This is a genomic window from Algoriphagus yeomjeoni, from assembly GCF_049821175.1.
Classification (GTDB): Bacteria; Bacteroidota; Bacteroidia; order Cytophagales; family Cyclobacteriaceae; genus Algoriphagus; species Algoriphagus yeomjeoni_A.
The window spans coordinates 4484689-4506817 of the sequence record NZ_CP187512.1 but is presented as its reverse complement, the minus strand read 5'-3'; the positions used below and the strand labels follow the sequence as shown (position 1 = coordinate 4506817).

Below are 22129 nucleotides of genomic sequence, written 5' to 3'. Positions count from 1 at the left end.
TATGACTTACTGCACATAGGATGACTATTTGATTTCATATACACTTGTATTACAGATAATTAAGGTTAATTTATCTATCGAAATTTAATTTAGAATCAATATAAATAGAATGTATTTTGCAAGCTTTCCAAACTTCAAATGAAATCCCACGATACAAGGCTCTTGTTTCTTGAATTCCAAATATCACTGAGGCTGATTTACTGGGATAGATTCAAAATAAATAGTTCCTTTATTGCAAAGGAAAAGATAATAACTACATTTGCATTCCAATTCTGATTGGTCGAGTGGCCGAGTGGCTAGGCAGAGGTCTGCAAAACCTTCTACAGCGGTTCGAATCCGCTCTCGACCTCGACAAAAAGCATCCATGCAAGTGGGTGCTTTTTTAGTTTCAAGTCATTTTTTTCGCCATCCATTTAGTTCAAGTCACTTAATTATTTTTTCACATTGCAATTCAGGCAGACATTCCTTAGTTTATCCAATTAAACTTCTGATTACCATGCCTCAAGAAATTAAACTACGTGTTAACGGAGATACTAAAACTATTTCCGCAGACCCTGAAGAGCCACTTTTATATATCCTAAGAGAGGAATTTGAATTCAAGGGTGCCAAATATGGCTGTGGCCTTTTGCAATGCGGCGCATGTATGGTAATCGCAGACCAGAAAGCAGAGCCCTCATGCCTTAGAGCATGTTCCAGTTTTGAAAACACTGAAATAACAACGCTGGAAGGATTAGCCCAAAACGGGAAACTTCATCCTGTACAGCAAGCCTTCATAGATACCCAAGCCGCACAATGTGGCTATTGCCTCAACGGGATGATCATGACTGCTGTAGCACTTTTAAAAGAAAACCCCAAACCGACCGAGGTGGAAATTCGAACTGCACTAAATCCAGTGATCTGTCGCTGTGGCACACATTCCAGATTTATCAAAGCAGTCAAGTTGGCATCAGAAAAAACAAAGTCCTAATCATGGAAGATCTACATAATATGAACTCAAGTCGCCGGTCTTTCCTCAAAAGCACTGGACACCTATTAATAGGGTTCAATCTATTACCGCTCACTTTTTGCCAAACTAAGGGAGCACCAAACGAGATCCCTCCTTACACTGGAGTGCCTCTTCGGTCTACGATTGACAATAAATTAATTGACTCGTGGATTCGATTAGATGCTAAAGGACACCTGACAGTCCTGTCTGGAAAGCAGGAACTAGGTCAAGGAATTAAAATCGCCCTGATCCAAATAGCTGCAGAAGAACTGGATATACATCCCGATCGCTGCCATATCATCAATTCAGATACAGGTCAAACTCCAAATGAAGGATTTACTGCCGGCAGCAACTCCGTGGAAGGAAGTGGAAGCGCTATCCGGCAGGCTGCCGCTGAAGCAAAATACCATTTGCTGAAAATGGCTGCGCAAAAATGGAATGTAAGTCCAGAAAGTCTTCGAGTAGAAGACGGAGTAGTTGTAGCTAACTCTGGCGAGAAAGTGAGTTATTGGGAGCTTTTGGAAGGCAAATTTATAGAGGAGAGAATCTCCGGAGACATTAAACCAAAAAAGCCTGAAGATTATAGATATGTGGGGAAACCATTGCACCGAGATGATATCCGGAAATTAGTTACTGGTGAGTCTCATTTTGTCCATGATCTGAAAATGCCTGGGATGGTCCATGCACGAGTGCTTCATCCTCCTTCCTACGACGCAACCTTAGAATCCTTAGACATCAACCAAGTAGAAGCTTTGTCTGGAGTACTTAAAGTGATCAGAAACGGAAGCTTTTTAGCAGTAGTCGCTGAACGTGAATACCAGGCAGTAAAAGCACGGGAAATGCTAAAAGAGCTAGCCGTCTGGGAAAAATCACCTATTACCATTCTTCCAAATCAGCTCATGGATGACGTGCTAAATACATCAGGCAAACCGGATGAAGTAGCAGTCTCACCTGGAATTGCAGATTTGATTTCAAACTCTGCCATACACCTTCAAGCGGATTATTTCCGTCCCTATCACATGCATGCCTCCATGGGACCGTCTTGTGCAGTCGCACTTTGGGAGCCAAACCTGCTAACCGTTTGGTCAGCTACGCAGGGAGTATATCCCGTGAGAGATTCAATAGCAGATTTGCTCACTTTGGATAAAGAAAAAGTCCGATGTATTGGAGTTCCAGGTTCCGGATGCTATGGCCACAATGGAGCAGACGATGTGTCGGGGGAAGTTGCTTTGATAGCCAAAGAATTTCAAGGTAAGCATGTGAGGCTTCAATGGATGAGAGAGGACGAACACAAGTGGGAACCATACGGCACAACTATGGCTTTTCGCCTATCTGCTGGATTGGATTCAGCTGGAAAGCTTTTAGGTTGGGATAGCACTGTCTGGTCAGATTCCCATAGTACACGACCAAATGGAAGTGGGGGAAGTTTTATCGCAGCAAGAACTTTGGATCCGCCGGTTGAATTTAGAAAAGGCGGCTGGTCAGGTGGCTCTCACCGAAATGGAATTCCAGAATACAGTTTCGAAGCCAAGCAACTCCACCTTTTCAACTACGATGGCCCACTCCGAACCTCTTCACTTAGAGGTTTAGGGGCTTATGCAAATACTTTTGCTATGGAGACCTTCATGGATGAACTGGCTCACAAAGCAGGTAAAGACCCTATTGATTTTAGGATAAAAAACTTGGAGGATCCACGAGCCAGGGCCGTTTTGGAAGAATTGGCTCAGAAGACCAACTGGAAAAACAGAACTAAATCAGCTAATAACGGATTTGGAATTGCCTATGCGAGGTATAAGAACGCTACCTCCTATTTTGCTGTAATGGCAGAAGTGGAAATAGATAAGGCTGCCAAGAACTACAAACTCAAAAAACTAACTGGGGTAATAGATTCTGGTTTAACTATCAATCCGGATGGGCTTAAAAACCAAACGGAAGGTGGAATGATCCAATCCGCCAGCTGGACAATGATGGAGGAAGTACAATTTGACGAGGATGGAATCACTAGCGTGGACTGGAATACATACCCGATTCTGAGGATGGTGGATGTGCCGGAAGTGGAAGTACACATTATCGACCGACCCGAGACTAAAGCCATGGGAGCGGGTGAAGCAGCTATGGGACCTGTCGCGGCGGCAATTGCCAATGCTGTGTTTGATGCCACAGGAAGCAGAGTCAGAAATCTGCCGATAAAGCCTGAAAAGATAGATTGGGAGTCAGTGAATTAACCTAATTGCTCACATAAAAACTTTCATTTAACCTTGGGCCGTGGATCAGAGTGGAGCCTAATAAGTGGTGAGTCCCAGTGATCAGTGTTCAGTCTTGGTCTCAACCGGCACAAACCTCAAGGATGATAGCAGCACGGGTTGTGCTTTCTTTGTGTGTTATTTGGTTTAAAAAATGTTAAGAAAAACGCCTTTTAATTCAATAAAGAAGAAACATCAATACTTACAAGTTGGGTGACTCCTGAAGCCTCTTGAATATTTAAATACAACTTTTCTTCGCTCCAGCTTAACCCTACTATTCCGACATTGATACGTTCACTTTCCTGGAGGTCAGTCACTTGGTAAAGCTGCCCGGTAATTGTATTGCGAATCCAAATCTGATTAGACCCGCTACGGTCAGAGACAAATGCCAAGAGATCAGAGTTTGTTGGAGAAAAAAATGGATTACTATCATTCCAGTCAGATACCACAAAACTCCTGAAAGATGTGGGACTATTCACGGCAAAACCTACTACATCATAAGAAAAGCCAACAGGAGTGTCTTTTGCAAAGGTCACGCTGTAGGCAACGTTGTTTTCTTCTGTAGAATAAGTCATCCCTAAAATCGGCATCTGAATATTCTCAATGTCATCTACATCACGAAGTATTCTCTTTGGATTCGTAGCCTCCTCATCTAAATTGAATAAAATAATGCTTTGGTCCCCCTCATCTAGGCTATCCAGAAAATAGATCAAGGTTGTATCTCTGACGCCAAAAACCGGGAAGTAACTTTGAAATGAATCACTGATAATTTCTTTCGACTCGCCTGAAGCCACTGTATATTCCCTTAAAGCAGAAGTATTTTGATCCCCAACAACAAAAATCAGACTCTCGCCACTTGCAGACCAGGATGGATATTGACCTTTCTCAGAAATTAACTTTTCAGACTTACTATTGAGATCAAAAACAAAAACCTGCTGGGGCTGGATACTAGATCCCGCTTCTGAAATGGTATAGATCACTTTAGTCCCGTCAGGAGAAACTTGCGGATGAGTGATGTAGTCGAAGCTTGCCTTTTCAAAAACTGTTTGGGAAGCAGGAAGTTCATTCGGCACCACCATCACGCGGTTCGTTTCATTACTCACATTCGCCCGCTTTGCAACCACATAAAACTCCTGTCTCACGCCAGGCTCTAAACCCTCAACTAAATATGACATCTGCCCTGCTGGAATCTCGACAAGCTTATAATTAGTACTGGAAACAAGCGACTTGGTCCATACTTCATAGAAAGATGCCGGAACGATGGAAGGGCAGTTGATATTACAAATCTGTGCTGAAGACCAAGTGAGCTCTACACTAGTCTCATCAACAAGTCTGGTACTAAGTGTAGGTGTTTCCAAAAAACTCCCATCCGGTATAGGATCATCGAAGTTTTGGCAGGAGGAAAAAGCAAGGATCAGGACAAAGAGTAAAGCAATATTCTTCATAATTTAATTAGTTAAACCCTTTACGGATTTAAATGGGGTAGAGGTTTGAGCTAACTATTAAAATTGATACCCTACTCCTAATTGCACTCCCAATTCCTGCAAGATCTGTTTGTAGTTTCCCTCCTTTTCAAATGGAATCACGTTGTGCCTTTTGTAGTTGGGGAAAATAGAAAAGGAAAACTTCTCAGTATCCAACTTTGCTCCAAGACCAGCCAAATAGCCAACTCCACTTTGGTCAGAGAAATTATTTTCTTCAGAAAGCTGAAAATCTACCACTGGTCCAGCGGCAGCATAAAAGATCTTGCCTAGGGAATATTCTGCATATACTGGGATGGAAAGCATTCTGAAATCAGGATTATGGGAATAGCCATATAAGCAATTTGCACATGGCGGGAAATTAGGACTGTATTTCACTTGCGCAAAAGAATAATTCAAACCTCCACCCAGCGAGAAATTCTCATTTATCCTTTTCGAAAGCAAAACACCTACCTCCTTTACATTCTCGATATCCACGGAACTAGCTCCATCTAAAGGTGTATCCCAGTTGGCCATAGCTCCTGAAAAACCGAAATATCCTCGTACCTCTAAAGAAGATTGGGCCGAAGCCGAAAAACTGATCAAAAGGAAGAAGGAAAGTAAAAGTGTATTTCTCATATAATCGAAGTTAATATCAAAGCTAGTTTAGTTAAGACGGAAGGTGTTAATGAAATGCTACAAATGATCAAATAATCTAGCTTTTGGAGAAGCAGCACAAATGTAAAAACTCCTAGATCAATAAGGCTTCAACTTCGCTAAGCCAGACAATCGCGACCCTGCGCGAACTTTGTGATCTATGTGGTAAAAACAACACCAAACGTTGCTACGGAACAGATATTTATAAGAACTCACCAACAAAAAAGTAAAATCCAGTTTCTTGAGAAGCAGGAAAACAATAGCAGTTGCGCCCTTTGCGCTTCCTTCGCGTTCTTAGCGGTTCAGTGTTTGTCCAAAAAAAACGCCGACTTCTCAGTCGGCGTTTTTAAGGTTATTATGAAAATTATAGCCTTTTATTTACCATTGGAGCGATCCAGCAATTGAAATCAATACTTAAAAAACGAGTTTCTAACCGCGAGATCTATTTGATTTTCATTCTAATTAAATAAAAATTGTCCTCTTCAGTAGTTTCTTTATTGTTAAAAATCTCAGTCATGATTTGAGATGACTTTTCTTTATCATAATTGTGAAAAGTTTCAGGATCTACTGGGAAAAGCAATTCATTCTTAGAGTTTAGAAGCAAAGGATTTCTAACAAACCTCCAAAACTCATTACTCACTCCTCTACTTAGAGTATATAAATGACTAGTATCCTTTAAATCTTGCAATACATATTGCACTTTTGAGTCAAAAGTCATCTCCAATAACATCCATTCTTGGTTTATTAAAAAATTTCCTCCAGGAAATCTAACCCGATTTTGAGGATCAAGATTGTAGTCTCCAGTATATTTTTCAAAATTCTCCCTGTCAGATTTGATTTCACCAGAAACAAACCCCAATTCAAATAATTGATCAAAACTTTTGGCTGAGGAATCAAACTTAAAAATGCTATCCCCAAATGGTTCACAATAATATTGGCCATCTACTCCGCTTACTAGAAACCCGGTATAAGAAACAATTGAATTTGATCTTAGAGGATCGAATGGAAAATACTCCTTCAGCAAATTTCCTTTTAAGTCGGAAAGATAAACGTTGAAATTTGAGTCCGAAGGATTATTTGATACATAAATTAAGATTTCATGATCTGAAACTGGAACAATTCTTTGAGCAAAAAGCTTGAGCTGTGATTTTGATTTAAAATCCCCAGAGTTTACTTCATAAGTAATCAAAGCAAGGTCACTTGGAGAGAAAATATAAACCAAGTCACCTATAATGAAGAAATCATAGATTGCTCCATATTCGCCTGGTCCACTACCCATTTCCCCAAAACTTCTAATAAAATCCCCTGAATAATCAAAGAGGGAGAGTCTGTTTTGTCTCTTATCTAATACAAAGAACCCTGACTCGTTTTCGACCACCTTGTCTATGCTCAGCACATCTTCTGACGAATTTCTCAATCTTATAATTTCTTCAAACTCAAAAATCAAGTCTGAATTTTCTACCGGAGCTGGCAGTTCAGCCATTACCGTATGAGATCTCTCCGATAAGCTTTCCTTTTTTTCTTCACCACATGAAAAAAAAAGTAGGGAAAGTATAACTAGATGTTTTAATTGATTCATAATTATAAAGTAGTTCTGTTTAGTGAAATAATCCCTCTTCTGTTTATTAAATAAAAAGCTTTCCAAAAAATGAAAGTAAATTAATTATTGTAATTGCCAATTTATAATCCGTTGGTTCTAAACCGAAATTCACCTTTTAGCAAAAAAACGCCGACTTCTCAGCCGGCGTTTCCAATATATCAAGTAAGTCTTGATTCTAATATCTAGAATCTAACGTCTTACTTTTTGCCTTCCATTTGCTCTTTCAATTGAGTCAAAGCGTCCAAGTCACCAAGAGTTGACTTCTCAGCTGGAGCTGAAGATGAAGTAGAAGCAGAACCTGAATCAGTTTTCTTCTTAGCTTCTTTCTTAGCTGGCTTAGCTTCTTCTCTGAACATTGCAGTGTGAGAAAGAACGATTCTCTTATCATCTTTAGAGAATTCAGTTACTTTGAAATCCAAAGCCTCACCAACCTCTACTTGAGATCCGTCTTCTTTTTCCAAGTTCTTCACTGTAGCAAATCCTTCAAGACCGTAAGGCAATTCAAGAACTGCACCTTTGTCATTTTTGGAAACTACAGTACACTTATGCTCTGATCCGATTGGGAATACAGATTCGAAAGTGTCCCATGGATTTTCTTCCAATTGCTTATGACCAAGAGCAAGTCTTCTGTTGTCTACGTCAAGCTCAAGTACAGCTACTGCTAGCTCATCTCCTACTTTCACAAACTCAGATGGATGCTTGATTTTCTTAGTCCAAGAAAGGTCAGATACGTGAACCAAACCGTCGATACCTTCTTCCAATTCAAGGAATAGACCGAAGTTAGTCAAGTTTCTTACCACACCTGTGTGCTTAGAACCTACAGCATACTTAGTACCCATGTCGTTCTTAGTCCATGGATCTTCAGTCAATTGCTTGATACCAAGAGACATTTTTCTGTCGTCTTTGTCAAGAGTCAATACTACAGCTTCGATTTCGTCACCAACTTTCACGAAGTCAGCAGGGTTTCTCAAATGCTGAGACCAGCTCATTTCAGACACGTGGATCAAACCTTCAACACCTGGAGCAAGCTCAAGGAACGCACCGTAGTCGGCTACGTTTACGATCTTACCTTTAACTCTAGATCCGATTTCAAGGCTAGACGCCAAAGAATCCCAAGGATGAGCAGTAAGCTGCTTCATACCCAAAGAAATTCTCTTCTTATCATCATCAAAGTCAAGAACCACAATCTGAACTTTCTGATCAAGTTGCAATACTTCTTCTGGATGATTGATACGTCCCCAAGAGATATCTGTAATGTGAAGAAGACCATCTACACCACCTAGATCGATGAATACACCGAAGTTGGTCATGTTCTTGATCACACCTTCCAATACTTGACCTTTCTCAAGGTTGTTTAGGATCTCAGCTTTTTGCTTCTCAAGATCTTTCTCGATCAACACTTTGTGAGATACCACTACGTTATCATTTGCGTGGTTGATTTTCACCACTTTCACTTCCATTTTCTTACCTACATAGATATCGAAATCTCTGATAGGCTTCACGTCGATCTGAGAACCTGGCAAAAATGCTTCTACACCGTAGATATCTACGATCAAACCACCTTTAGTTCTTCTTTTCACCAAACCTTCGATCACGTTATCAAATTCAAGAGCATCTTCGATGTCTTTCCATGCGCGTACGATCTTCGCTTTCTTACGGGAAAGGATCAGCTGACCCAATGCGTTTTCCTGCTCTTCGATGAATACTTCTACAGTATCACCTGGCTTGATCGACTCAAGATCTCTGAATTCAGAAAGAGGCACCAATCCGTCAGACTTAAAGCCCACGTTGATGATAACATCCTTGTCATTCACACCTACTACAGTACCTGTGATAACTTCTTTCTCAGTGATCTCACCTAATGTACCTTCGTACATTGCAGCCATTTGCTCACGCTCTGCTTTGGAATAGCCTTCTCCAAAACCTTTGGTTTCGAAGTTGTCCCAGTTAAAATCTTCTTGTTTTGACATAATGTACTAACCCTGATTAGCAATAGTCCACGGGTCAAGGGACTATCGTTTTTAGTTGTAAATCAATGTGTTAAACTAACCAAACACACTCCATTCACTCGAACGGACTGCAAAGGTATGGAATTATTGGTAAAGGAGGTCTTCTACTGAGAAATTTGTTCCTGAGAGATAAAATCATGATACTAAAAAACCAAATCTTAAAAAGACCTCGTGATAGTAACTTGTGGGGCTCTTGATGCTATTAATTGATGTTCTGGCGACTAAGTATCCTCAGGTATGATCAGCTTATTTTTGAATACTTGATCGATTACTAAAAAGTCATATTTATGGATCCTTCTATTGGAAATAAATCGCCTCTTTCTGTCATTCCTGACCCTTCTCCTTTGAAAGTAAAAACTAGCTGATTTTTAGTAAGTTTTTCAATTTGTATTTCCCCTTTTCGAAAAATTATACGCTTATTCATCCTGCTGGACTCTCTTTCTTGATTAAAAAAATTCAGGTCTACTTTTACTGATTCTTGATTTGCCTCAGGAATTGAATAGGAAACAGGACCCTTCCCAAGTATTCCAGTCTTAGTAAGATTGAAGTTCACGGATACTCGACCTTCATTTGTATATATCGCAAACTTCAAATCATCATTATCAAAATTCAGGTTGGTTTGCGGATTGAGATCCTTTTGTTCCAAAGTATATGTTTCTCCTTCCATAGTCAAGGTCACACCTGGCTTGACAGCTTCATCTTGTGACAAAAAAGCCGGTGCTGTGGATGTTACCTTTTGCTCAGAGACTTGAACTTTGGAATTAGCATATATGATAATTACTACGGCAAGGACAAGGATTAGTAGGATGTATAATTTTTTCATGACAGAGATCTATTTGTATTTAAAACAGCTTCAGTTAAAAATAAATAAATACTAGTCGGGCGGAAGCCTTGTCAGGTTCAAATCTTTCATAATTCCATCTAATTCCTCTTTGGTAACTTCTTTACCATCAATATCTACTGCAAATCGGTCTTTATAAAAAAGGGACCAATTAAATCTATCCTCTCCAAGCGAGGATTCCTTCATTTTAACTCCTTCATGGACGATTGTTTTGGTATACCCCCATGAGCCTTTTTCATCGTAATCCTTTGTGTGGGAAAATTTGTAGGTTCCAACTGCATCAGCTCCTTTCTCACCAGTTCCGTCTATGATCATAATCCGGATACTTCGGTTGGCAGTTCTATAAGTCGCACTTCCAGAGCCAATCCCAGGCATAAAACTTTCTACAAAAGAAGTTTGAGGTAAGCCAATAATCGTTTCTGGGAAAAAAGCCTTGAATTGCTCTGTGGTTAGAGGGGTTAGCTCGGAAAGAGTTTCTGCATTGTCTTGGACCGACTCAGGAGGTGATTCAAGATTTTCCCCTCCATCCATAGAACCATCCGATTGAGCAGCTTCCTTACCACTGCAAGAAACCAATAGAATCAGTCCAATGAAGGCCGAAGCGATACTTTTAATGCTTTTTTTCATAGCTAGTTAAGTTGAAATTTTGCGATCAGACCCTTTTTCTCCGCCTCAGGAACTTCAGATATCAAGACATAATTTCCCGGAATCAGCTCCACTTCGAAGTAACCTTTTCCTCCTTCACCTAGATTGTTCATTCCTCCCAAGAAAGTGAACCCTTCGGGTGCAGGTGTACGAAGACCGGCAGGATTCATCCAGCTCAGCCAGTACTGTAAAGAGTCAAGTGAGGCGTCATCTTCATAGCGAACAAGATTCACATCATGCCCCACGAAATGCTCGTAAACCTTTTGATCTTGAAACTTGACCTCTATAATCTGGCTTCCAAGACCAGGTGGATTTGCCATTTGAATTCCTTCAGTACTAGAAATAGAAATGGATGTATTCGGTGATGGGGCGATCTTCGAAGTAGGAGAATCTCTGACGATTATCTGCTTGATCATCCCATGGGAAGTATGCCATTCCCCATTGGCAGCTTTTACATAGCATTCCATTACGTAAAGTCCCGGGCTCAAAAAAATAGTACTCTTTGCTGTCTGCCCGGGAGAGATCAACCCAGTGCCACCATGGTACTGGACAGAAAAAAACCATTCGGGCAATTTTCCAAAAGCAGCCACTGCCTCATCCATTTGCCCATCTATTATTTTCTTCATTCCCTCATCAAATGGAGGGAGCACTTCCTTCTTGGTATCTTCTACTGTTTTGCCTTCAGGGTAATAATCCATAAGCACAAAATGAACTTCTGCAGACTGATTGTCATAAATCAACTCATTCCAGCCTGAGTAAAGGGTATCTGCAACCAAAAACTCCATGCCTTGAGTTTGAACGTTCACTTGGCCTTGTTGTAAAAGTTCCTCTTGGGTTGGGGCTTCAGAGGCTGTAGTTTCCTCAGAGGTTCGGTTTGTGCAAAAAGTGAAAAGAAAAACGACACTACAGAATAGAACTAATTTTTTCATAAATGACTAAGGTTCAAATAGCTTCCTTGATAAATCTGAAAACACCACCCAATAGTCTGACTGTCAGGTGGAGGACACAAGAATTTTACCCATTTCTATTAAAATTTAAAAGTGACGGCATTTACTTGGTAGAAAAGAATACATAGCTGGTGCGCATTTCTTTATAATCTGGAATTGAGCTTATGCTTTTTTCGGTATACCAATATTCATGGGTTCTTTACCAAGTAAGTTAAAATCCCTACCGACTAAGAAATTTTAAAGCCAACTCCATGAGAAAGGACTAAAATTTCTTAGCTTTTAGTTTTTCAAATCATTATAAAATAGAATGTTGCAGTTTTCATTGACCGCTTTTCAATGATATAATTGTACAGATTCAAATGTTTATCTTTAACTAAATGATCAATGCTATCATAGTAGACGACGAATCCAATGCGATCAAGAATTTAACTTGGGAGGTTGAAAAGTTCTGCCAAGATGTGAAAATCATAGATAGCTTCACTGACCCACGGGAAGCAGTTTCTGCGATCAATTATTTAAAGCCTGATTGTGTTTTTCTAGATGTGGAAATGCCCGAAATGAATGGCTTTGAACTACTTCAAAAACTTCATTTTCGAGATTTTGAGTTGATCATTACTTCTGCCTACGACCAATATGCGATCAAGGCATTTCGGGAGCATGCGGTCGATTACCTCATGAAGCCGGTAGATTCTGATGACCTCAAAGATGCAATTGATCGGATTAGAGTGAAAAAAGAATCAAGCGGACTTGGCTCTGTCCTTAAATCTATGATCAGTGATTGGAAGGGTAAAGAGGAAAAGAAATTGGCACTTGCTATGGCAGGCAAAACCTTGTATTTGGATCGGAATGAGATTCTCTACTGCAAGTCAGACGGAAATTATTCAGAAATTTATTTCAATGACTTGAAAAAAGAACTGTTTACCATCCGCTTTAAAGATCTGGAAGAACAGTTGGGCAAAGGGTTTTACCGGGTCCACAATTCTTATATCGTTAGGCTGGATGCTATCAAGGCTTTCGTCAATCAGGATGGCCCAAGCCTGATGCTTGCGAACGGAACTCAAATACCTGTCTCTCGATCAAGAAAGAGTGAACTTCTCCACCTCTTAAATCATTAACCAAACCTTGGTAAAAAGCTACTTAGAATACTTTTACTGCTGCCCATTTGAGAATGGGTTTTTAGTTTTTACGCTAGGTGCACTTTTTATCCTGACAGTTTATCATTTCATCCTTTTTTTTCAGCAAAAGGATAGCACCTACCTACTCTACAGCGGATATACCTTTTTCATCTTACTATCTCAATATAGGTGGATGGAAGGAGGCTTCCTATATGAGTTAGGCGGACAATTTTCTTGGATCACTGACTATCCAATGATTCATACAGAAATCTACTACATCATTTATGTATTTTTTGCCCTACGGTTTCTGAATATTAAGGAAGAGCTCCCAAAATGGCACAGGCGGATCATGATCGGTCTTTGGGTTATCATTGCTTATTGTTTATTACTTTTTCTATACTATTTATGGGTGGATCAAAGAATTCAAGAAGTTCTATTGAGAGGATATTATGTGTTCACTATCTTGATTTCCATCCTTGGGATGGTGACTTATATTCCATTTTTCAAAGTCAAGACTCCACTTAAGTATTACATGATTATCGGCTCTGTTTTATTGATTGTCTTTTCGGTGACTTCGCTGGCGATTCACCAAAGTCTATTCAGGCAAGGGTTCTCTGTGGAGCCAGCTTATAGTGTTCTTTATATAGGTTTTTGGTTAGAAAACGTACTTTTCTCCCTAGGATTAGGGCAAAAGCAAAAGTTGATTTTAGAAGAACGAAATCAGTCTCAAGAAGAGCTGATCGACCAACTTCAAGAAAATGATCGACTCCGCATTGAGGTTCAAAAACAACTGGAAGAAAGCTTTAAGTCTATGGAACTAGCAGCCGAAGCTGAAAAAATCAATTCCTTGCAAGCTTCCTATGACAAAGAACTGGCGGAATTAAAACTTCTGGCCCTGAGGAGCCAAATGAACCCTCATTTTATCTTCAATTCGCTCAATTCCATCAAATCCTACATCATAGAAAATGAAGCTGAGGAAGCAGTTTACTATTTAAATAAATTCGCCAAGCTCATTCGGAAATTTTTGGCCACCACTCGGGAGAAAGAATCGACCCTTAAAGAAGAATTGGATACAATGAAGCTTTATGTGAATATCGAGAATCTTCGATTTGATCAAGAAATCCAATTTTCAATATCTGGTTCAGAACTAATTGACCCTGCTCAAATTTTACTCCCTTCCCTATTACTTCAGCCTTTTTTGGAAAATGCAATTTGGCATGGACTATCTGCAAGCAAAGAGGAGAAAAAACTACAGATTAGGTTGGCGAATCTTTCAGAAGAAGCCCTCACTTTGGAAATAATTGACAATGGGATAGGACTCCTCGATTCCAGCCAGAACCAGAAGAAAAAATTGCATGTCTCAGAATCAGTAGGAATCACACTTTCACAGGAACGACTCAAACATTTTTCCCAAAATTACACTCAAGAAGGTGAAGTAACCCTGTTAAACCTAAGAGTAACAAACCCATCAGAATCCGGTGTGAAGGTTATTCTCAAAATCCCAATTCAGCTTCGAGAGCAAACATTTTAGCCTTAATTGGTTTGGCCTTGAATAGATTCCGCAATAAACATGTGTTTGTAGGCAATTTTCACTGTCCTACGATCTTGCGAAAGCTGATGGAGGAGAGTTGAAGGTGAAGTCCAAGAAAGGTTTAGACAGTGAGTTTGCCAGCCATTTTTAATCAACTAATTCAACAGCTACAATCTAGTTTTGAAATAGCCACTATTCACTACAAATATCCTCTCCCGAAAAATCTCTCCTAGTATTCGGACAAAATTAGATAGGCTTCGTCCAAATCAGTTTCGATTTCCACTTTAATTTCAATTACTTCAAAGGGAATCAAAAATTGCAGAAGCAATAAGCTCCATCTTTTATATAGCTATATGAGAGAAGCAAATTTGACGCTTCACCGATATGACTTTAAACCACTAACACACTAAGACTATTTTTTCGATAAAGGGTGATTACATTTTTCTATCAATGCTGTTTGGAATTGCAAAATTCCGAACGGCATTGATTTTCTTTTTGCAGATTATCTAGCAAGAATTTCGAAGATAGGTTAGCTGTTTTATAGTAAATCAAATTATCCCTCCTGATCATTTATCGCACTAAATACCTACCACAGAAAAAAGTATTTCAACTTGAAAATGCTCGGAAAAAATAACAAAGCAGTTAGGACATTTTTACCACTCATTCGTCCTAAACCAGTTCCCGCTCTTCCTCTAAATGAATAGCTTATATAAGCTACGGGAATATTTAAAACTGACCGCTCGGCAGCAAAATCAAACTATGGAACAAACCCTCACACAAGAACTGATTCCTGTGAAGCAATCAGATCGCATACTTTCCTTGGACGTGATGCGCGGGATTGTACTTTTTGGAATATTATTGATGAACATCAATGGCTTTGGCTTAGCGCTTGCCTACGAAGACCCGACAGTATCTGGAGGTTCTACAGGTCTGAATCTATACACCTGGATGATGACCAATCTTTTTTTTGAGGGAACAATGCGGGCCTTATTTTCTCTGCTTTTTGGGGTTGGAATGTATATTTTCTTGGATCGATTGCTCAAAAAAGGTGCAGGGATCAAAGCAGCTGATGTTTATTTCCGCCGACTGATGTGGCTTTTGCTTTTTGGACTAATACATGGCTACCTCTTACTCTGGGTTGGCGAGATCTTGTACCAATATGCCTTGATGGGATTTTTGGTGTATTCTTTTCGCTCGATGGCGCCAAAATATCTGGTTATCACCGCGGTGATACTTTTCAGTATTGGGACTCTTTGGAACTTCATAGACTATCAAAAAGACAAAAAATGGATAGCAAAGGTGGAAGAAGCGCAGGCTTTATTGGCAAAAGGTGAAGAACTTCCTAAGGAATTAAAGACGGCTAATGAATCTTGGGAAAGGAGAGAAGCCAAAAGAAGTCCTGAAGCAATAGATGAGCATAATACAGAAATGCGAAAAGGGTACTTTTCTGTAGTAGCTTTTCTCGCCCCCACCAATTACGAATTCGATGTCAACTGGCCTTATCGAGGTGATGTTTGGGATGTACTGAGCATGATGCTGATTGGAATAGCTCTTTTCAGATGGGGTATACTTACAGCTGAAAAATCAGTCGGGTTCTATTTCACTTTGGCAGGCATAGGGTATGCAATTGGTCTTGCCATTAACTACTATGAAATGAAGCTGGTCATAGATGACAGCTTCTCCTTGCTTTCATTTAGTAAATCGAATATCACTTATTACTGGGGTAGAGCATTTTTAGCGATGGGTCATGTGGGACTGATCATGCTTTTTTGCAAAGCTCCTATTCTCATCTGGCTGAAAAATGGCCTATCCGCCGTCGGCAAAATGGCGCTGACAAATTACATGATGCATTCGGTGATCTGCATGATTGTCTTTACAGGGGTAGGTTTTGGGATGTTCGGAAAGTTCGAGCGCTATGAATTACTCTATGTAGTTTTAGCCATTTGGGTCTTGCAATTTATTCTGAGTCCTATATGGCTTAGGTACTTTCACTATGGACCCATGGAATGGCTTTGGAGAAACTTGAGCTATGGAAAATTACACGCACTCCGGAAAAGGTCTCCTCAGATTATATGAAATAGAAAGTTAGACAACACACTTAAGTATTTGATTTTTCATGAAAAAAGTACTCGTCACAGGATCAAGCAGAGGAATAGGTTTGGAAATCGCAATCGCATTTGGCAGAGCAGGATATCAGGTCTTTGCCACCATGCGTACTCCGTCAAAAGCGACTACACTCTCTGAAACAATAAAAGCGGAAGGGCTTCCTGTCAGCATGCACAAGATGAATGTCAATTCAGACATCTCTGTGAAGGCTATCATGGATGAAATACTCCTGGAAAATGGCCCAATTGATATCCTAGTCAATAATGCTGGAATAGGTTTGAATGGATCTATTGAGGAAATGCCTTTATCCGAATTCAAAGCAGTTTTTGAAACCAATCTTTTTGGGGCTGTACGCTGCATGAAAGCAGTCCTTCCGGCTATGAGAGAACAACAAAGTGGGTGTATTATTAATGTCACATCGGTTTCTGGACGCCTGACTAGCTCTCCTTTGGGATGCTACTCAGCGAGCAAATTTGCGCTGGAGGCAATCAGCGAAGCACTGGCTCAAGAGGTAAAGCCCTTTGGTATTCGAGTGGGAATAGTTGAACCTGGAATTATTGACACCGATATGGCACATGAGATCGAAGAAGTGAATCCATCTATCTATCCAAGCTCTAAGAGGATGGCTGATCTATTCTTTGCATCTCTCAAAAACCCAACTCCCGCTAATTTGGTAGCAGAAAAAGTACTAGAGTTCGCAGGTAGTGACTCTTGGATTCTTCGGCATCCCGTTGGCCCAGACGCTCTGCCTTTCATTCAATGGAGGCAATCCATGACGGATGAAGAATGGATTAACAGGCATTGCCTTCCGGATAAAGAATGGTACGATGCCGTAGAGCGGGATTTTGGAATGGATGCAAGGAGGTAGTTGCTACAAGTTGCCAGATGACCGGTGACCGATGTTTTTGAACTATCACAAAACCCGAGGAAACATGTTGTATTTAATAACCAATTTTTAAAATTATCTCAAACATGAAAGTATCAGCATATGCGGCCACTGGCCCTCGGGAAAAACTTGAAGCATTTTCCTATGAAATGGGAGAACTAGGGGCAGAACAGGTAGATGTAAAAGTAATCAACTGCGGAATCTGTCACTCGGACCTAAGTATGATTGACAATGATTGGGGAATGACCGCTTATCCGATAGTGCCTGGTCATGAAATCATTGGTGAAGTCATGGCCACAGGCAATGCAGTCAAAAATGTAAAAGTCGGCGAAAAAGTTGGGATTGGCTGGTATTCAGGCTCTTGCATGGCATGCCACGAATGCATGGACGGTTCACATCATCTCTGCGCTTCAGCTGAATTCACCATTGGAGGAAGACACGGCGGCTTCGCAGACTACGTGAGAAGTCATTGGTCTTGGGCTATTCCACTGCCGGAAGGAATAGATTTGGCAAAAGCAGGACCTTTGCTTTGTGGGGGAATCACCGTCTTCAATCCTATCATTTTAGCTGGAGTAAAAGCAACTGACAAAGTGGGCGTAATCGGGATCGGAGGACTTGGACATATGGCATTGAAATTCCTCAATAAATGGGGCTGTGAAGTGACCGCCTTTAGCTCAAATCCTGCAAAAAAAGAATCTATTCTAGCCATGGGAGCAACTAAAGTAGTAGACTCTACCAATCCTGAAGAACTACAGAAAATCGCAGGAACCCTCAATTTCATCCTGAACACCACCAATGTCACCTTGGATTGGAACTCCTACTTGGTGGCTCTGGCTCCAAAAGGAAAGTTTCACAACGTGGGCGCTGTGCTGGAACCTATGGCTATTCCAGCATTTACCTTATTGACCGGAGAAAAATCTGTTGCAGGAAGTCCACTGGGGAGTCCAGCACTCACTCGTACAATGCTTGAATTTTGTGTCCGACATGACATTTATCCGATTACAGAGGAGTTCCCTATGTCCCAAGTAAATGAGGCTATAGCTCATTTAAAAGCAGGAAAAGCCAGATTCCGAATCGTATTGAAAAACTAGTTCATAGAATAAGGGAATAAGTCCTAAATAATTCATTTGACCACTTGTTCAGCAATAAAAACGTAAACTTTAATCCTAAACCATGAAATCAGAAAAACCAGAATACTTCTGCCTCAGGCCTGAAGTGGAAAAAGCCTACGGGTACAGCCATGCTGTGAAAATTGGAAATAGCATCAAAGTTTCGGGTGCGGTCAGTATGGATGACGAAGGAGCTCCCACGGCTGTAGGTGATTTTCTCCTACAGATGAAAAACTGCTATGCTGACTTGGAGAAAGTCTTGAAGAATTACGATTGCAGCTTTGAAAATGTGGTAGTTGAGAATGTATTCACCACAGATATGCCTGCATTTTTAGAACATGCCGAATTCCGCAACACGATTTATACCAATCATTACCCTACAGGAACTTGGCTCGAAGTTAAAGGATTGGCCTTGCCGGAATTTCTGATTGAGATTGAATTGGAAGTGCATAAGTGATCTACACAAAACAATAAACCTTACAAAACAACATTAAAATGGCAAACAAGAATATGTCTATCATTGATAGACTTTATAACGCATTCGCTGTGGGTGATATCCCGACAGTTTTAGGTAGTATGGATGCCAGCATAGCTTGGAACGAAGCCGAAGGAAACGCTTATTCCGACGGCAATCCCTACATTGGACCTGACGCCATATTGAATGGTGTTTTTGGCCGAATAATGCAGGAACATGAATATTTTAATTTGAAGGATATTGAGCTACACGAGATGCTCAATGATAAAGTGTTAGCAACCCTCCGCTATGATGCCAAATACAAAAACGGTCATCCTTATAATGCACAAGTGGCGCATTTCTGGACATTGAAAGACGGGAAAATCGTGGCTTTTCAACAGTATGTAGACACTAAAAAATTAAATGATGCAAGAAATTGAGTATTAAAACCTGTTTGAATACCTCCTTCACCATGTTAAAGAAGTTCAGTCTCGGAAATCTTGACCTCCTTGAATCGAAGTTATTCACCTAAATCTGAAAAGGTCGGTGTCCCAATTTTATGATAAAGGAGGATTGATATAAACCGAATAATCTGATTTTATTTCAGATTCTCTATGGTAATTCATACTAAGGAGTGACATGGTATGCGCTGCTGCATTTGAATTCTACTAGTCCAGCACACAGACTATTTACACCTTCTTCATTAATCGAAATAAATCCTCCTTGTATTGCTTGCCAATCGGGAGGATTTTTTGGTTCAGTTCCACACTGGAGTCAGTGACAGCATCCAGTTTAGAAAAGTTGATCATGAAGGATCGATGAATCCGCACAAATCGTTTTTGATCCATTCTTTCACAGAGCTTGTTTAAAGGGCTTACTATCAAAAAGGACTGCTGCAAGGTGATGATTTTACAATAGTTTCGCTCTGCCTCCACCCAGAGTATGTCATCTAGCATCACCTTAATCATTTTGTTTTGATTTCTGATGAAAATCCTATCCTCCTGTGCATCTACGAGCGTGTCTTCTGATGAATATTTTGATGTGTTTTCTTTGATTCTTTCCTCCACCAAAGCAATAGTCCGCTCTAAATTTAGTTTGGAAAAAGGCTTGGAAATGAAAGCAAAAGGCTGAGTTTCTTTGGCTTTCTGGAAAGTAGCATCATCTTCATTTGCCGTCAAAAAAATAATTGGGATATCTAAAATTCTATGAATCTCACGGGCTGCATCTATGCCCGTGGACTTTCCTTTCAGATGAATATCCATGAGAATAAGATCTGGCTTAGTTTCCAGGGCATGATGAACTGCCTCCTCTCCTTTTGTCTCAATCCCTGTGACTTCATAGCCTAAATTTGAGAGCTGCAGACTAATATTTGCAGCGATAATCATATCGTCTTCTACTATCAAAATTCGTGTTGCACTCATGCTGCTGTGTTAAGTTGGAATTCAAAGGAAAAGGCCGCTCCTTCATCATTTACTAAGGTCATTTTCCCATCTAATTGGCGGGTAAGAAGACTTATTAATTCCCTTCCAAAACCTGTCCCTTTTATTGTCGAGTCTTCCATAATTCCAATCCCATCGTCAGAGACTTTCAAGTAGAGATTCCCTTCTTTTTCCAGCAATTGCACGCAAATCTGACCTGACTTTTGATTTGGAAATGCATACTTAAGAGAATTAGAAATGAGTTCATTTACAATCAAACCAATTGGAATAGCGACATCAACATCCAATTCAATCGGAGGCATGTTAGTCTCAAATCGAATCCGATCCGACACGTCAAACGTATCAAAAACAAATCTCCCCAAACCATTAAAAAACTCCTTCATTTCCACTTTCTTCAGATTTCCTTCCTTATACAGGCTCAAGTGAATCATCCCCATACTTTGTACTCTGGTATAAGTATCTTCCATGATTTGCTTGAATTTGGGATCACCGATTTTTGCAATTTGAAGAGTCAGAAGACTAGAAATTGTCTCAAGATTATTTTTTACACGGTGATGAATTTCCTTCAACAGAAACTCCTTCTCTTCATTCTTCTTTTCAAGTAGGGTACTGTATTTCTTTTTTCGTAGAAAAACTCTGAAAAGTAGAAAAAGTATTATGATCAAAACTCCAGCAAGAGTCAGATAAAAAACCTGTAAAATCCGCTGCCTACTCAGTTTAGCCTCCTGAAGCATGATCGTATTTTCCTTTTGAGCCACGTCCATTTCAGTCTGTAGCTGAGCGACCTGCTTATCAGCCTCAGCAGTAAAGACATCTCTTCTCAATTCATCAGATTTTCTTGATGCTACTAGAGATTTTTGGAAATTCCCTTGGCCTTCATAAGCCTTGCTCAGTTCTTCATAGACTAGGCTTAAATAGAATTTGTCTCCAAAATTCTCTGTAGCCTCCAGAATACTAGTTTCTAAATAGTCAGCGGCCTTGGCAAATTCTTTAGACGCATTACCTACTTTCCCCAAAGACATGTAGGACCGCATGATCATAAATTCATTTTCAAGCAATTCCGCATACCGAAGTGCCTTCAGACCAGATATTTGAGCTTCAGAAAACTCACCCATTTTAGCCTGCAGATTGGCCATAGCAATGTATGTATCGCTTAGGTTATTATAGAAACCGTAGCGCTCACCAATTTCTACTGATTTATTAAAGTATAAAATTGCTTCTTCAGGCCTGTCCAAATCCACCATATACTGCCCAACCAAGTGGAATGTAAAATCATAGTCAAGATCTTTCAGCCCTCTTTTTTCAAATATTTCAAGTGATTTAAGTCCATAGCTTAAGGCCGCATCAAACTTCCCTTGCTTCCAAAAAAGATTACTCATATCGGAGTAAGCCATAGCTACGGCTTTTGTGTCCCCATATTTTTCACCGATTTCCAGTGTCTTGGAGGCATAGACAAAGGCTTCTCCAAGAATGCCTTTCCGTTCATACACATAGCCCAAATTGGTATATAATAACCAACTTTCATTTTCTGGGATTTTGGAAATCGCATCTGTTAACGCCTTTTCAGCCAAATCCAATTGCTCCATTCTTAGCAAAATTGCGCCTTGGGACACTAATAATTTCCCCTCCCAATACGGATCATTTTTACCTCTCGCTTCCTCCAAACCCATTTCAATATACCCCAGAGCTATTTTCAAGTTTCGAGTATGATAATAATACCCCAGGTCGTTCAAAACCTGTAACCTGAGGACTGAGTCAACAGGTATTGCGGAAAGTGCTTTTTCTAATTCTTCTAAATAATCAGATTGAAAATCATCTGATTCAACAAATACCTCATCGTAAAGGAATAATCCATTTCTCACTTCGATTTGAGCAAATCCTGAGAAAGAAATCAATAATAAGGCGATCAAAAAAAATTTATTCATTTCTAAATGTAAGAAAATCATTCATTTGAAAATCAGTTTTTTGTATATAAAACAAGTCTGGGTAAATATTTAATACAGTTAGGGAAGAATCCTTACACGTTCGTACCAAACCGTTTTTCATATGACTTAAAAAAATCCAACTTCTCTTAATGAAAGCCTATTTATCAAATCTTTAAC

General features: G+C 40.0%; 18 protein-coding genes and 1 tRNA gene. 10 read left to right on the top strand and 9 right to left on the bottom strand.

Going from position 1 to position 22129, the window contains the following annotated elements; genetic code table 11:
- Positions 1-278: 278 nt before the first annotated feature.
- From ACPUEN_RS18630 to ACPUEN_RS18620, 3 genes are all read left to right on the top strand, one after another.
- Positions 279-349: transfer RNA gene (locus ACPUEN_RS18630), tRNA-Cys, on the top strand.
- A gap of 147 nt (positions 350-496) precedes the next feature.
- Positions 497-967, top strand: a complete 471-nt coding sequence (locus ACPUEN_RS18625) for a (2Fe-2S)-binding protein (protein WP_425637425.1) — start codon at positions 497-499, stop codon at positions 965-967.
- A 2-nt stretch (positions 968-969) separates the two neighbouring features.
- A complete protein-coding gene (locus ACPUEN_RS18620; RefSeq protein ID WP_425637423.1) occupies positions 970-3210 on the top strand; it encodes a molybdopterin cofactor-binding domain-containing protein in 2241 nt (746 codons plus the stop codon).
- 191 nt (positions 3211-3401) lie between these two features.
- Here the strand turns inward: ACPUEN_RS18620 and ACPUEN_RS18615 are convergent, their stop codons facing one another.
- From ACPUEN_RS18615 to ACPUEN_RS18585, 7 genes are all read right to left on the bottom strand, one after another.
- On the bottom strand, positions 3402-4673 hold the full coding sequence (locus tag ACPUEN_RS18615) for a hypothetical protein (protein WP_425637422.1): 1272 nt from the start codon (positions 4671-4673) through the stop codon (positions 3402-3404).
- Positions 4674-4730: 57 nt separating this feature from the next.
- Positions 4731-5327, bottom strand: a complete 597-nt coding sequence (locus ACPUEN_RS18610; protein ID WP_425637421.1) for an outer membrane beta-barrel protein — start codon at positions 5325-5327, stop codon at positions 4731-4733.
- 460 nt (positions 5328-5787) lie between these two features.
- Positions 5788-6924, bottom strand: coding sequence for a 6-bladed beta-propeller (locus tag ACPUEN_RS18605; protein WP_425637420.1), 1137 nt, complete (start codon positions 6922-6924; stop codon positions 5788-5790).
- Positions 6925-7142: 218 nt separating this feature from the next.
- The gene (rpsA, locus tag ACPUEN_RS18600; protein ID WP_425637419.1) at positions 7143-8915 is read right to left on the bottom strand and encodes a 30S ribosomal protein S1; all 1773 of its coding nucleotides are present in this window, start codon (positions 8913-8915) and stop codon (positions 7143-7145) included.
- 310 nt (positions 8916-9225) lie between these two features.
- Complete coding sequence (locus ACPUEN_RS18595) at positions 9226-9777, bottom strand: hypothetical protein (RefSeq protein WP_425637418.1); 552 nt, start codon at positions 9775-9777, stop codon at positions 9226-9228.
- A 51-nt stretch (positions 9778-9828) separates the two neighbouring features.
- The gene (locus tag ACPUEN_RS18590; protein ID WP_425637416.1) at positions 9829-10422 is read right to left on the bottom strand and encodes a hypothetical protein; all 594 of its coding nucleotides are present in this window, start codon (positions 10420-10422) and stop codon (positions 9829-9831) included.
- 2 nt (positions 10423-10424) lie between these two features.
- On the bottom strand, positions 10425-11369 hold the full coding sequence (locus ACPUEN_RS18585) for a hypothetical protein (RefSeq protein ID WP_425637415.1): 945 nt from the start codon (positions 11367-11369) through the stop codon (positions 10425-10427).
- A gap of 395 nt (positions 11370-11764) precedes the next feature.
- Between ACPUEN_RS18585 and ACPUEN_RS18580 the strand changes: the two genes are divergently transcribed.
- From ACPUEN_RS18580 to ACPUEN_RS18550, 7 genes are all read left to right on the top strand, one after another.
- On the top strand, positions 11765-12502 hold the full coding sequence (locus tag ACPUEN_RS18580; protein WP_425637414.1) for a LytR/AlgR family response regulator transcription factor: 738 nt from the start codon (positions 11765-11767) through the stop codon (positions 12500-12502).
- Between the two features lie 7 nt (positions 12503-12509).
- A complete protein-coding gene (locus ACPUEN_RS18575) occupies positions 12510-14033 on the top strand; it encodes a sensor histidine kinase (RefSeq protein ID WP_425637413.1) in 1524 nt (507 codons plus the stop codon).
- A gap of 759 nt (positions 14034-14792) precedes the next feature.
- Positions 14793-16109 carry a DUF418 domain-containing protein gene (locus tag ACPUEN_RS18570; protein WP_425637412.1) on the top strand — a complete coding sequence of 439 codons (1317 nt, stop codon included), beginning with the start codon at positions 14793-14795 and terminating at the stop codon, positions 16107-16109.
- A 40-nt stretch (positions 16110-16149) separates the two neighbouring features.
- Complete coding sequence (locus ACPUEN_RS18565; protein WP_425637411.1) at positions 16150-17007, top strand: SDR family oxidoreductase; 858 nt, start codon at positions 16150-16152, stop codon at positions 17005-17007.
- Between the two features lie 104 nt (positions 17008-17111).
- Entirely contained in the window at positions 17112-18116 is a 1005-nt protein-coding gene (ahr, locus tag ACPUEN_RS18560; protein ID WP_425637410.1) for an NADPH-dependent aldehyde reductase Ahr, read from the top strand.
- Positions 18117-18198: 82 nt separating this feature from the next.
- The gene (locus ACPUEN_RS18555; RefSeq protein ID WP_425637409.1) at positions 18199-18591 is read left to right on the top strand and encodes a RidA family protein; all 393 of its coding nucleotides are present in this window, start codon (positions 18199-18201) and stop codon (positions 18589-18591) included.
- Between the two features lie 38 nt (positions 18592-18629).
- Complete coding sequence (locus tag ACPUEN_RS18550; RefSeq protein ID WP_425637407.1) at positions 18630-19028, top strand: nuclear transport factor 2 family protein; 399 nt, start codon at positions 18630-18632, stop codon at positions 19026-19028.
- Positions 19029-19277: 249 nt separating this feature from the next.
- On the opposite strand, the gene ACPUEN_RS18545 is transcribed toward ACPUEN_RS18550, so the two are convergent.
- Positions 19278-20009: a LytR/AlgR family response regulator transcription factor gene (locus ACPUEN_RS18545; protein ID WP_425637406.1), complete on the bottom strand. Its 732-nt coding sequence runs from the start codon at positions 20007-20009 to the stop codon at positions 19278-19280.
- The gene (locus tag ACPUEN_RS18540; RefSeq protein ID WP_425637405.1) at positions 20006-21952 is read right to left on the bottom strand and encodes a tetratricopeptide repeat-containing sensor histidine kinase; all 1947 of its coding nucleotides are present in this window, start codon (positions 21950-21952) and stop codon (positions 20006-20008) included. Before ACPUEN_RS18540 ends, ACPUEN_RS18545 begins: the two co-directional genes overlap by 4 nt.
- Between the last annotated feature and the right edge of the window lie 177 nt (positions 21953-22129).